This window comes from Aquihabitans sp. McL0605, from assembly GCF_049993875.1.
Taxonomy (GTDB): domain Bacteria; phylum Actinomycetota; class Acidimicrobiia; order Acidimicrobiales; family Iamiaceae; genus Aquihabitans.
Genome location: NZ_CP188252.1, coordinates 2099713 through 2112210, shown reverse-complemented (window position 1 = coordinate 2112210; position 12498 = coordinate 2099713). Strand labels below are relative to the sequence as shown.

13 protein-coding genes are annotated in these 12498 nt (G+C 73.2%); 9 read left to right on the top strand and 4 right to left on the bottom strand.

The window, feature by feature from the left end; all coding sequences use genetic code 11:
* Positions 1-98 precede the first annotated feature (98 nt).
* From ACPPVX_RS09695 to ACPPVX_RS09660, 8 genes are all read left to right on the top strand, one after another.
* Positions 99-1094: an NAD(P)-dependent oxidoreductase gene (locus ACPPVX_RS09695; protein ID WP_426574693.1), complete on the top strand. Its 996-nt coding sequence runs from the start codon at positions 99-101 to the stop codon at positions 1092-1094.
* On the top strand, positions 1087-1749 hold the full coding sequence (locus ACPPVX_RS09690; RefSeq protein WP_426574692.1) for a class II aldolase/adducin family protein: 663 nt from the start codon (positions 1087-1089) through the stop codon (positions 1747-1749). The genes ACPPVX_RS09695 and ACPPVX_RS09690 overlap by 8 nt, the downstream gene beginning before the upstream one ends.
* Complete coding sequence (locus ACPPVX_RS09685; protein WP_426574691.1) at positions 1746-2192, top strand: hypothetical protein; 447 nt, start codon at positions 1746-1748, stop codon at positions 2190-2192. The genes ACPPVX_RS09690 and ACPPVX_RS09685 overlap by 4 nt, the downstream gene beginning before the upstream one ends.
* Entirely contained in the window at positions 2189-3892 is a 1704-nt protein-coding gene (locus ACPPVX_RS09680; RefSeq protein ID WP_426574690.1) for a GMC oxidoreductase, read from the top strand. Before ACPPVX_RS09685 ends, ACPPVX_RS09680 begins: the two co-directional genes overlap by 4 nt.
* Positions 3889-4929: a zinc-dependent alcohol dehydrogenase gene (locus tag ACPPVX_RS09675; RefSeq protein ID WP_426574689.1), complete on the top strand. Its 1041-nt coding sequence runs from the start codon at positions 3889-3891 to the stop codon at positions 4927-4929. Before ACPPVX_RS09680 ends, ACPPVX_RS09675 begins: the two co-directional genes overlap by 4 nt.
* Positions 4926-5375, top strand: a complete 450-nt coding sequence (locus tag ACPPVX_RS09670; RefSeq protein WP_426574688.1) for a VOC family protein — start codon at positions 4926-4928, stop codon at positions 5373-5375. The genes ACPPVX_RS09675 and ACPPVX_RS09670 overlap by 4 nt, the downstream gene beginning before the upstream one ends.
* Positions 5376-5554: 179 nt before the next feature.
* A complete protein-coding gene (locus tag ACPPVX_RS09665) occupies positions 5555-5806 on the top strand; it encodes a hypothetical protein (RefSeq protein WP_426574687.1) in 252 nt (83 codons plus the stop codon).
* Positions 5799-6083, top strand: coding sequence for a ribbon-helix-helix protein, CopG family (locus tag ACPPVX_RS09660; RefSeq protein ID WP_426574686.1), 285 nt, complete (start codon positions 5799-5801; stop codon positions 6081-6083). The genes ACPPVX_RS09665 and ACPPVX_RS09660 overlap by 8 nt, the downstream gene beginning before the upstream one ends.
* 64 nt (positions 6084-6147) lie before the next feature.
* Here the strand turns inward: ACPPVX_RS09660 and ACPPVX_RS09655 are convergent, their stop codons facing one another.
* Positions 6148-7560, bottom strand: coding sequence for a xylulokinase (locus ACPPVX_RS09655; RefSeq protein WP_426574685.1), 1413 nt, complete (start codon positions 7558-7560; stop codon positions 6148-6150).
* 56 nt (positions 7561-7616) lie between these two features.
* On the opposite strand from ACPPVX_RS09655, the gene ACPPVX_RS09650 reads away from it, so the two are divergent.
* Entirely contained in the window at positions 7617-8858 is a 1242-nt protein-coding gene (locus ACPPVX_RS09650; protein WP_426574684.1) for a zinc-dependent alcohol dehydrogenase, read from the top strand.
* Between the two features lie 30 nt (positions 8859-8888).
* On the opposite strand, the gene ACPPVX_RS09645 is transcribed toward ACPPVX_RS09650, so the two are convergent.
* From ACPPVX_RS09645 to ACPPVX_RS09635, 3 genes are read right to left on the bottom strand one after another with little or no spacing between them, the layout of a single operon-like run.
* Positions 8889-9614 (bottom strand): ABC transporter ATP-binding protein, encoded by a 726-nt coding sequence (locus ACPPVX_RS09645; RefSeq protein WP_426574683.1) that lies wholly within the window; start codon positions 9612-9614, stop codon positions 8889-8891.
* A complete protein-coding gene (locus tag ACPPVX_RS09640) occupies positions 9611-10378 on the bottom strand; it encodes an ABC transporter ATP-binding protein (RefSeq protein WP_426574682.1) in 768 nt (255 codons plus the stop codon). The genes ACPPVX_RS09645 and ACPPVX_RS09640 overlap by 4 nt, the downstream gene beginning before the upstream one ends.
* Positions 10375-12495, bottom strand: a complete 2121-nt coding sequence (locus tag ACPPVX_RS09635; protein WP_426574681.1) for an ABC transporter permease — start codon at positions 12493-12495, stop codon at positions 10375-10377. Before ACPPVX_RS09635 ends, ACPPVX_RS09640 begins: the two co-directional genes overlap by 4 nt.
* Between the last annotated feature and the right edge of the window lie 3 nt (positions 12496-12498).

Sequence of the window (12498 nt, the reverse complement as noted above, 5' to 3'; positions counted from 1 at the left end):
TCCGCCCCCTGCTCCCGTCCTCGGTCCGGCCCGCGCCCCCTCCGCGGGGTGGTCGCCTGCCGACTAACGTTCGTGTCACTTTCAGGGAGGGGGACCGGGTGCACACCGAGGGGACCAGCGAACGGGTGATCCTGTCGACGGCGCCGCTGCGCGGTCCGGCGCTCGCCCAGCTGCGCGAGCTGGGCGCCGTGATCATCGATCCGTGGATCGACCAGCGACCGCTCCGGCTCTACAACGCCGAGCAGCTCGCCGACCGCATCGCCTCCGAGGGCGCGTCGATCGTGATCTGCGAGGCCGACCAGTGCAAGGGCCCGGTGTTCGACCTGCCGCTCGAAGCCATCGGCTCCACCCGCGGCGACCCCACCAACGTCGACCTGGCCGGCGCCACCGCCGCGGGGATCCCCGTCCTCCGGGCGCCGGGGCGCAACGCCGATGGCGTCGCCGAGATCGCGGTGGGCCTGCTGCTGGCCGCCACCCGCGGCATCGTGGCCGCCGACCGGGACGTGCGCGAGGGGCAGGTGTACCGCGACGGCTCCATCCCCTACCAGCGGTTCCGGGGCTGGCAGCTCGCCGGCCAGACCGTCGGCGTCGTGGGCTACGGCGCGGTGGGCCGGGCTGCGGCCTGGCGGTTCGAGGGCCTCGGCATGAAGGTCATCTCGGCCGACCCGTTCGCGCCCGATGCCAGCCACAGCCTCGACGACCTCCTCGCCGAGGCCGACGTCGTGTCGATGCACGCGGCCGTCACGCCCGAGACCGTCGGCCTGATCGGGGCCGAGCAGATCGCCCGCATGAAGGAGGGCGCGGTGTACGTCAACACCGCCCGCGCCGCGCTGCACGACCTCGACGCGCTCACCGCGGCACTCCAGTCGGGCCACCTCTCGGCCGCGGCGCTCGACCACTTCGAGGGCGAGAACCTCTCGGTCGACCACCCGCTCGTGGCCATGCCCAACGTCGTGCTCACCCCCCACATCGGCGGCGCCAGCTACGACACCGAGTCGAACCACACGGCGCTCATGGCCTCGGGCCTCACCGCCCTCCTCGCGGGGGACGCTCCGCCCAACCTCGCCAACCCGGAGGTGCTCCACCGTGGGTGACCCGATCACATCGCCGACCACCACCCCCGAAGCGGTGCTCACCGCGGCCAAGAAGATGCTCGCCGAGGGCCTGGTGGAGGGCACGTCCGGGAACATCTCGGGCCGCCTCGCCGACGGGCACGTGTGCCTCACGCCGTCTTCGGTCGCCTACGACACCATGACGCTCGACGACCTCGTGATCGTCGACCTCGACGGCACCGTGGTGTCCGGTGAGCGCTCGCCCACCACCGAGAAGGACCTCCACCTCTCCGCCCTGCGGCTCTACCCCGAGCTCGGCGCCGTGATCCACACCCACGCCGTCTACGCCACCATGTTCGCCCTCGCCCACGAGCCCATCTCGGCCGTGATCGAGGAGGTGGTCGTGTACGTCGGCGGCGACGTGCCGTGCTGCGACTACAAGGGCACGGGCACGGCCTCGTTGGGCGACGAGGTGGCATCGAAGCTGGTCGATCGGGGGGCCGCGCTGCTCGCCAACCACGGCCTGGTGACCTGTGGGTCGACGCCGGAGAAGGCGCTGCACAACGCCGCCCTCGTCGAGCGCACCGCCAAGATCGTGTGGGGCGCCCGGGCCATGGGCGCCACCATCCACCCGCTGCCGGACAAGGTGAACCGCGACATGGCGGGCGTGTACCGGTACATCCGCGAGAACCCGTGACCGACACGTTCGACGAGCAGGAGCGGAGGGTGATCGGCGCCGCGCTCGATGCCGCGGTGCCCGGGGCCTCCGACCTGGGCGCGGTCGACTACGTCGACGAGCTGCTGCACGCGCTCGACCACGACCCGCCGCACATCTGGGCGGCCCCCGGCGCGTGGGCGGGCGCCGGCCCGCGGTGGCTGGAGCTCGGCCCGTGGGAGCGCCAGGCCTGGTCCCAGCGGATCGAGGCGTGGCGCCAGGTGTACGCGCGCGTCGTCGCCGGCACCGCGGATGCCCACGACGACCGCGTGGTGCACGAGCACGCCTGCGAGGCCACCTACGGCGACCCGGCGTACGGGGGCAACCGCGGCGGGGGCGGCTGGCAGCGCATCGGCTTCCCCGAGCCGATCTTCCCGCCCGCCCGCGCCGGTGGCGGCAGCACGGGCCGAGCGAGCACGTCGTGACCGACGCCGACTGCGACGTCATCATCATCGGCTCCGGTCCCGGTGGCGCCACCGTGGCCGAGGTCCTCACGGCCGCCGGGTGGTCGGTGATCGTGCTGGAGAAGGGGCGCAACCACCTCCTGGCGCTCGACGCCCCGTTCGAGCCGCTCAAGCACTTCGCCAACGACGAGATCGCGGCCCACCGCCGCCACCTCCTGGGGCCCGATCCGCTGCTCGAGCCCCGCACCTACCGGCGCACCGAGGCCGACGGCGACCGGCTGATGACCGGCGAGGTCAACAACCTCCCGTCGACGGTCGGCGGGGGCGGCGTCCACGCCGACGCCAAGCTCCCGCGCTTCCGCGAGGAGGACTTCCACCTCCTGAGCGAGCGCGGTCCCATCGACGGTGCCGAGGTCCTCGACTGGCCGCTGGAGTACGCCGATCTCGAGCTGCACTACGGCGCGGCCGAGCGGTCGTTCGGCGTCGCCGGCGAGGAGGGCAACCCGTTCGCCGCCCCGCGCACCACCCCGTTCCCGATGCCACCGGGCGACGACATGCCGATGGCGGTCGTCTCGTCCGCGGCGGCGGCGCGCGCCGGCCTGCACCCGTACCGCGCGCCGACCGGCGTGAACAGCATCCCGTTCGACGGCCGTGACGCGTGCGTCGACTGCGGCTTCTGCGGGGGCTACGGCTGCCCGGTGGCCGCCAAGGGCGATCCCATCGCCGCTCTCCAGCGGGCGCTGCAGACCGGGCGCTGCGAGATCCGGCCCGAGTCCTACGCCACCGAGATCGTCCTCGACGCCGCCGGCACGCGCGCCACCGGCGTGCGCTACCTCGACCTCACCGTCCACCCCGACGCGCCGGTGCGGGAGCTGCGGGCCGGCCGGGCCGTCGTCCTGGCCGCCGGGGCCTTCGAGACGCCGCGGCTCCTGCTGCGCAACGGGCTCGGCGGCGATGCCGTGGGCCGGTACCTCACGTACCACTACCAGACGTTCACGCTGGGCATCTTCGCCGACCCGGTCGGCGGGGAGCGGGGCCGCGACGTCACCCACCTGCACGACGACCTCATGATCGACACCCCCGAGCTGCGGGCGGTGGCGGCCGCTGCCGGCCTACCCTGGGTCCGCGGCGGCGTGGTCGAGCACGGGTCGGCCAACGCGCCGGTCGAGGAGGCCACCACCTACGGCTCCGGGCCCGGGCACACGGCGTCGATGGTCGACAGCGGGCTCCGCAAGCGCATGTGGGTCTTCACCATGCAGGGCGAGGACCTGGCCCAGGCGGCCAACCGCATCGACCTCGACCCGTCCGTGCGCGACGCGTGGGGGCTCCCTGCGGGACGGGTCACCTACGCGCCCCACCGCCACGAACTGGTGGCGTCGGCCCACGCGGGCACGGTCCACGAGGCGGTCATGCTCGACGCCGGCGCCCAGGCCTCGTTCACGGCCACGTCGCCCCCGCAGGGCGAGCTCGACCTCCACGCCGTGGCCAACCCGCTGGGCATGGCCCCGGCCAGCCGCCACGTCATGGGCACCGCCCGGATGGGCACCGATCCGCGCACCTCGGTCGTCTCGCCCGAGCAGCGGCTGTGGGACGTCGACAACGTCCTCGTCTGCGACTCCTCCGTCTTCGTGACCGCGGCCGGCTACAACCCCACCCTCACCCTGGCCGCCCTGGCCCACCGGGCCGCCACGCTGCTGTCGGGCGCGGAGCGCGGGCGATGACCGAGCTGCCGGCCGAGATGGACGCGGCGGTGCTGCAGGGTCCCGGGCAGATCGAGGTGCAGGCGGTCCCCGTGCCCGAGGTGGGCGACGACGGCGTGCTGGTGGCGGTGGACCTCTGCGGGATCTGCGGAAGCGACCTCCACATGGTGCTGGAGGGCTGGGCCCGCCCCGGCACCTGGCAGGGCCACGAGTGGGTCGGCCGGGTGGTGGCCGTCGGTCCGGATGCCGGGCGCTGGCAGGTCGGCGACGCCGTCGTCGGCGGGCCGAGCGAGCCGTGCGGCACCTGCGCCGGCTGCCGGGCGCACCGACCGTCGCTGTGCTCGGGCCGCGACGATCCCGGCCGCAACGACAACGCCGGCGCCTTCGCCACCTACAAGCGCACGCGGGCGACCGAGCTGCTCGCCCTGCCCGCCGGCCTCGACCCGCGTGCCGCCGCGCTGGCCGAGCCGCTCGGCATCGCCCTGCACGCCCTCCACAACGGGGGCGTGGCCGCCGGCCAGCGCGTGCTGGTGCTCGGCGCCGGGCCCATCGGGGCGCTCGCGATCGCCGCCATGCGCACGATGGACGTGGCCGAGATCACCTGCGTCGAACCCAACGCGCTGCGCCGGGAGCTGGCCCTGGCCGTCGGTGCCGACCGGGTCCTGGAGCCCGACGACCTGGTGGTCCCGTCGATCGCCGAGCCGAGCCTGGTGGTCGAGGGCGCGGTCGACGTGGTGCTCGAGTGCTCCGGCAACCGCGCCGCGATGGAGGCGGGCCTGGCCCAGCTGGTGCGGGGCGGGACGATGGTCCTGGTGGGCGCCGGCATCGACCCGCCGCGCTTCGACCCCAACCGGATCCTGCTGAACGAGCTGGTGATCACCGGCGCCTTCAACTACGACGCCGACGGCTTCGAGCAGGCCCTGGCCCTGCTGGCGAGCGGCCGGCTGCCCGTCGAAGCCCTGCTGGAGCCCGGGGCGGTGCCGCTCGCCGGCCTGCTCGATGCGATGCGAGACCTGGCCGACGGTCGGCTCGCCGGAAAGGTGCTGGTGCAGCCGTGACCGGACCCGCGTTCGCCAAACCGCCCACGTTCAACCACGTGGCGCTGTCGCTCCCCGCCGACGACCTCGACGAGCCCGGGCGCGCCGCCATCCTCGACTTCTACGGCGACGTCTTCGGCTTCGAGGAGTACGCCGAGCTCACCAAGGACCGGGCCCAGCTGGTCCTGCGGGCGCACACCCACGAGCAGTTCGTCTTCCTGGTCAGCGATGCGGAGCCGATGCGGGCACCGCGCATGGACCACATCGGGCTGTCGGTCTCGACCGTCGCCGACTTCGACGAGGTCGCCCGCCGCGCCGCGGCGTGGAAGGAGCGCCTCCCCGACGAGGTCGAGCTCGATGAACCGATGGCGGAGGTGTTCGTCGACGCCCTCCGCCTCCACTCGTTCTACGTCCGCTACAAGCTCCCGCTGCGCATCGAGGTCCAGCACTTCGAGTTCCTCGTCTGAGCCCGCTTCGCCGCCTGACCGTCAGAGGTCCTCGGTGACGTCGCTCGCGCCGGCCCGCCTCCCGAGAGGCCGACCGGTCCCTTCGTCCGCTCGCACCCCGGACCGCGCTCGCTGCGACGCAGCCGTCCCTGTCGACGTGCGCGCTTGGAGCGACTCGTGCTTGATATCGCGATACGATAATGGGCAGACGCATCCTCCCGTCGGCCCGCAAGCACGGGATCGACGACGACCAGATCCACCACGCGCTCGACCATGCCCTCGTGGTCGAGCGCTACGAAGACCGACTCCTCTACCTCGGCCCCGATCGAGCCTCCAACCTGTTGGAGGTGGTGACGATCATGGAGCTCACCGAGGAGCTGGTCATCCACGCCATGCCCGTTCGAGCCAAGTACCTCCCCCTGCTCCGAGGACTCGGAGACGACGATGCCTGATCGATCCACGACACCCCACGGCCGCACGATCACTGGGGTCGAGCTCACCGACGAGGTGCTCGACCGCTACGTCGCCGAGGCGGAGGCCGGCTTCGACCTGACCACGTTGCGGCCGGTCCGGGGCCGCCCGCTCATGGGGACCGCGCCGGCGAAGGCCTTCCCCGTCCGGCTCGACCCCGACCTCCGCCGCTCCCTGGACGAGCAGGCGGTTCGCGAGTCCCGTCCGGCGGCCGAGATCGTGCGGGAAGCGCTGCGCCGCTACTTGTCGGCCAGCTGACCAGATCCGGTCAGCAGCCGGCCCCGCCGGCGGGGTGGTGACCCCGATCGGAGACGCCGCCCCGTCAGCTGGTGGCTCGGGCGGTGAGCTCGCGGAAGCGGTCGTAGCGGGCGGCGGCGGGGGCGACCCAGCGGTCGTCGGGCTCGACGCGTCGCTCGGTCCGGGCCCAGCGACGGCCGTCGGCCAGGCCCGGCCCGAAGCGGCGCTCCGAGTGCTCGAGGCCGGCGACGCAGCGCGCCATGAACGCCGAGCCGAGCGCGGCGCCCTCGGGGACGGCGACCACGTCGACGGGCAGGCCCGTGGTGTCGGCCACCGCGTGCATCCAGGCTTCTGAGCGCGTGCCCCCGCCGGTGGCCACGATGCGCGTCGGCGCGGAACCGGCCGGAGCGGCGAGGTCGAGGAGGTGGCGGATGACGAAGCCGGTCGCCTCGTAGGCGGCCCACCGCAGCGCGGCGGGACCGTGGTGCAGCGCCGCGCCGTGGAGCTCGGCGCGCAGGTCGGGCCGGTGGAGCGGCACGCGCTCGCCGCGCGCGTAGGGCAGCCAGATCGGGAGGTCGGTCGGGTCGAGCGCCTCCAGCTCCTCGCGCGTCGCCGGGGCCAGCCAGCGATCGACCCGGTCGATGAACATGCCGCCGGCCGTGCTCGGCCCGCCGATCAGGAACTTGCCCCGTGCGGTGTGGGGGAGGGTCCACAGGCCGGGCGCCTTGCCCTCGTCGTCGAGCACGCTCCAGGTGATGAGGGTGGCGCCGAAGATGACCAGCACGTCGCCGGTCTGGTCGGCGCCCGCCACCGCTTGCTCGCCGAACGCGTCGATGGCTCCGCCGCCCACCAGCGCGCCGGCGGCCGGGAGCCCGTCGAGCACCCGCCCCACGGGTGTCACGCCCGGGACCACCTGCGGCAGCGCGGCCACGGCGGCGCCGGCAGCAGCGGCGCGCTCCTCGTCCCACTGGACGAAGTCGTGGAGCGGGTAGGCGGTGGTGGCGGTGGTGGAGTCGATGGCGCCGATGCCGGTGAGCGCGTGGTTGGCGACGGCCTGGGCCGGCCAGTAGCCGGCGGCGTCGGGAGCGTGCTCGGTGAGCCAGCCGAGGAAGGCCAGGAGCTCGCCGCTGTCGCCGGGCTCGGAGGGGTCGTTCTCGGCGGTCCGGCCGCGGCGATCGCCGTAGAGGAGTCCGGGCGAGAGCGCCCGGCCGTCGGCATCGACCGCGCCGAGCGATGGCACCATGGCCGACACGTTCACGGCGGCCACGTCGAGCCCGTCGGCGACCTGTCGGAGCGCCTCGATGACGCCGTCGCGCCAGGCCCGGTCGGTGTCGTGCTCGAACGCGCCGGCGGTGGGGCTCTGGACCCCGTGGGGCACCCGGGCCCGGGCCAGCACCACCCCGTCGGCGTCGGCGGCCACGGCCTTCACCGAGGTGGTCCCGATGTCGATGCCGACCGTCACCTGCTCGCCCCGACCCGCATCTAACACAGGTGTCACAATAGGCCCGAGCAGGTCAGGAGCGCGGCCGCACGGGCCGGCGACAGAGGGGGATCATGAAGGCGCTGGTGTTCGGCACGAGGACCCAACCGTTCGTCCCGCCCCCGGAGGCCAACCGGTTGGTGCAGAACCTGGCCACCACGCCGTGCGCGCTCGTCGACGTGCCCGACGCCCACCCGCTGCGCCCGGACTGGTACGTGGTCCGCCCGCTGCTCACCGGGATCTGCGGGTCGGACTCCAAGCAGATCCTCATGGACTTCGAGGGCGACAGCGACAGTGCCATGAGCGGCCTGTGCTCCTTCCCACAGGTGATGGGCCACGAGGTGGTGGGCGTGGTCGAGTCGGCCGGCCCCGAGGCGCGCGGCTTCGAGATCGGCGAGCGGGTGGTGCTGAACCCGTGGCTCTCGTGCGCGCCGCGTGGCATCGATCCGGTCTGCCCGGCGTGCGAGGCCGGCGACTTCAGCCTCTGCTGGAACTTCACCTCGGGCGACCTGGCCATCGGGATCCACACCGGCACGTCGAGCGACGCATCCGGGGGGTACGCCGAGCTGATGCCGGCGCACTCGTCGATGCTGTTCCGGGTCCCCGACTCGATCGACGACGAGCACGCCATCTTCGCCGACCCCTTCGCCGTGTCGCTGCACAGCATCACCCGCCACCCGCCACCGCCCGGCGGCCGGGTCCTGGTGTGGGGCGCGGGCTCGCTCGGCTCGGCGGCGATCGCCATCCTCCGGGCCCTCTACCCCGACGTCGAGGTCGGCGTGGTCGCCCGCTTCGACGCGCAGGCGGCGCTGGCGGCGCGCCTCGGCGCCCACCGGGTGTTCCGGCTCGGCGAGGAGCTGGCGATGGTGGAGGAGCTGGCCGCCTGGTCGGGAGGGGTGCTCAAGCCGACGATGGAGGGGCTCGGCGGCATCCCCATGTGCCACCCCGGCGGGATCGACGTCGCCTACGACACCATCTCCAAGCCCGAGACGTTCGAGATCGAGGTTCGCGTGCTCAAGGCCCGGGGCACCCTCGTGAAGAGCGGCGTCCACGCTCCTGGCCGGTGGGAGTGGAGCCCGCTCTACTTCAAGGAGATCTCGTGGGTGGGGTCCAACGCCTTCGGGATCGAGGAGGTCGAGGGCGTCCGCAAGCACGGCATCGAGCACTACCTCGACCTCGTCGCTGCCGGCCGCATCGACCTCACCGGGATGCTCACGCACACCTTCGGCCTGTCGCAGTGGCAGGAGGCCTTCGCCGCCCTCGCCGACCAGGAGCGCAGCGGCGCCATCAAGGTCGCCATCGACCCCGCCCGCTGAACCTCCGACCGGCGCCGCGCGCCGGCGCGGTCAGGTGCTGGCCCCGGTGCCGTGGTCGAACATGCGGGCGACGATGAGCTCCTCGGCGTCGTCCGACGGGCCTTCCCAGGTGATCGAGCCGTGGTCGAGCAGGATCGCCCGGTCGCACAGGTCGAGGGCGTGGGACACCTGCTGCTCCACGATGAGCAGGGCCGTCCCCTCCTCGCGCAGGCGGGCCAGCTGGACGTAGATCTCGTCGACGATGATGGGCGCCAGGCCGAGCGACAGCTCGTCGGCGATGAGCAGCGGCGGCGCCTCGACCAGGACCCGGGCCATCGACAGCATCCGCTGCTCGCCTCCCGACAGCGACCCGGCGAGCTGGGAACGGCGCCGGTCGAGCGCAGGGAACTGCTCGAACGCGGCGCGGAGCGCGCCCGGGACCGCTCGGGCCCCCTTCGAGCGGCGGAACGACAGGCGCAGGTTCTCCTCGACGGTGAGCGACGAGAAGACCGATCGGCCCTCGGTGGCATGGGCGATGCCGGCCCGCACGAACCGGTGCGGGTCGGCGCCGGTGAGGTCGGTGCCGTCGACGAGGACCGCGCCCTTCTCCGGCGCCACCAGCCCGCTGGCGACGCGGGCCACGGTGGTCTTGCCGACGCCGTTGGCGCCCAGCAGCGCCACCGCCTCGCCGGGCTGCACCTCGAGCGACACGTCGAACAGGGCGTGGAACGGCCCGTAGCCGGCGGACACGTGGCGCAGCTCCAGCACCGCACTCATGCGACGGCTCCCGGGCCGAGGTACGCCTCGCGGACCGCGGCGCTCTCGAGCACCTCGGCGGTGGTGCCCTCGGTGATGAGGGTCCCGAAGTCGAGGGCGTAGCAGCGCTCGGTGAAGCTCGACACCAGCTCGACGTCGTGCTCGACGAGCAGGATGGCGAAGCCCTGCTCGGCCTGGACGGTGCGCAGCGTGGTGGCGAGGTCGGTGGTCTCCTGGCGGTCGAGGCCCGACGACGGCTCGTCGAGCAGGAGGAGGCGGGGCTTGGTCATGAGCGCGCGCCCGACCTCGACGAGGCGGCCCTGGCCGAGGCTCAGGTGCTCGATGGGCTCGTCGGCCAGGTCGCCGAGGCCGAGCAGCTCGAGCACCTCGTCGCACGCCGTCAGCTCCTCGGCCTTCGGCTTGCCCAGGCCGAGCAGGTCCTTCCAGAGCCGGCCGTCGCCGCGGCGGATGCGCTCGGCGATGAGCAGGTGCTCGCGCACGGTCGACTCGTTGAACAGCTCGATGCGCTGGAACGTGCGCCCGATCCCGCGCTTCGACCGCTCGTGGACGGGCAGCCCGCTGAGGTCGTCGCCATCGAGCAGGACCGTGCCGCGATCGGGCTTGAGGACCCCGAGGAGGCAGTTGAAGAACGTGGTCTTGCCGGCGCCGTTGGGGCCGATGATGCCGACGCGCTCGGCCTCGCGGACCTCCAGGCTGACGTCCCGCAGCGCGGTGATGCCGGAGAACGTCTTGGTGATGCCGCGGGCATCGAGGACCGCGGTCACGACACCGGCTCCGGCACGGCGACCGCGGCGTCGCCGTCGTCAGCAGCGCCGCGGGGTGCGGCGGGATCGTCAGGTCCCCGTCGGCGCGCCATGAGCTTCTCCATGCGCTGGTGCGCCTTGCGCTTGCCGTTCTCGACGAGGCCCTCGGGGTGGCGGGCGAACGACAGCGTGGTCAGGCCGAACAGCACGTACCGCCACTTCGGCGAGATGGGGAAGAACCACGGGACGCGCTCTGGGCTGCGCAGCAGCCAGCCGATGAACGTCCCGCGGAAGATGATCTGGTCCATCAGCGAGAAGCTGGCCCCGGCGTAGGCGGCGCCCTCGACGGTGCGGGCGCCGAGCGAGATGACGAGCACCAGCCAGAACAGGGCGGCGAAAGGCGAGAAGTTGTTGGCGTAGTTCACGTTCTGCTGCTGGATCGACAGCATCGCCCCGCCGAGGCCGGCGAGGAACCCGGAGATCGCGAACGCCGTGACCCGGGCCCGGGTGGGGGAGATGCCGATCGACTGGGCCGCCACCTCGCTGCCGCGCAGCGCCTGGAGCGTGCGGCCCACCGTGCCCTCGCGGATCTTCGCCACCACGTAGGCCGCGGCCAGGAACACGACGACGGCGAGGACCAGGAAGCTCTTGTCGTCGGCGAAGTCGATCGGTCCGACGAACGGTCGCGGCACCCGCGTGCCCTGGAGGAGCGACGTGCCGCCTCCGGCGACGAACGGCAGCTTCACGATGACCGCGTCGAAGAACGCCGCGAACGCGAGGGTGGCGATGGCGACCCACACGCGGCCCAGGCGCACGGTGGGCAGCGACACGATCGCCGCGATCACGGCCGCCAGGCAGGCGCCGATGAGCGCGCCGAGCAGCGTGGAGACCCCGAAGTGCGAGGCCAGCTGGAACACGGTGAACCCGCCGGTGGCGGCGAACGCGCCCTGGCACAGCGAGATCTGGCCGGCGAAGCCGGTGAGCACGGTGACCGACAGGTAGATGGTCGAGAGGATCACGGCCTGCGTGACCAGGAAGAGCCACGAGGTGTCGGCCCGGGCCAGCACCACGTAGCCGGCGATGGCGAAGAAGCAGGCGGCGAACACCCAGGTGGCGACCGTCAGGCCCCGGCTGCGCGTGAGCGCGGCGGGCGCGGCCGGAGGCGGGTCGACGCCCGAGAGCGGATCGCTCTGCTCGCGCGTCCTGCGCACCGCCGGCCACAGGGTGACCAGGCCGAACAGCACGAGGAACGGCACCGCCGAGGTGATGTTGTCCTGGATGGGGTTGAGCCACGAGTGGCCCTCGGCGAGGTCGGGCAGGAACGTGTTGATGATGGCGATCAGCACGCCCAGCCCGAGCCCGCCGATCAGGGCCCAGGTCAGGCTGACGAGGCGGCCGATGGCGGCGGCGGCCACCGCCACCACCACCAGGTTGAAGAAGTCGGGTGCGGCCAGCGTGTTGAAGCGGGGTGCGATCAGCACGCCGGCGAGCCCGGCGAAGAAGCTCGACAGCGCCCAGGCGAACCCGGAGACGCGGCCCGAGCGGATGCCGTTCAGCTCGGTCATCCGCGGGCTCTCGACGACGGCCCGCATCTCCAGGCCGATGGCCGTGAACCGGAACAGCGCGGCCAGGCCGAGGGCGCTGGCGAGGGCGATGGCCATCGCGGTGAGCTCGTCGCGGCTGAAGGCGTACAGCCCGGTGGGGTCGTAGAAGACGGTGGCGCCGTGGGAGAGCAGGCCGCCGGGCGTGTGCCCCGCCACCGGCTCGAACCCGACGATGAGCTCGAACAGGTTGGGGATGGCCACGGCGAGGCCGATGGCGATGACCAGCTTGGCGAGCGACGACTCGGTGGGCAGGCGCCGGAAGATGAACCGCTCGAGGACCAGGCCGATGGCCGGGGCGACGATCACCACCGCCAGCACGAACGCGGGCAGCGTCGGCCAGTTCCACTCGTTGCGGGCCTGGAAGAACAGGGCGGCCGACACGTAGGCCTGGGCGCCGAACGCCAGGTTGAGCACGCCCGACGTCTTGTACGCCAGGACGAACCCGATCGCGATGAGGCCGTAGACCGTGCCCGGGGGCAGGCCCTGGAGGACGCTGGTGACCAGGTCCCCTCCGAACGAAGCGCCGAGGATCACAGC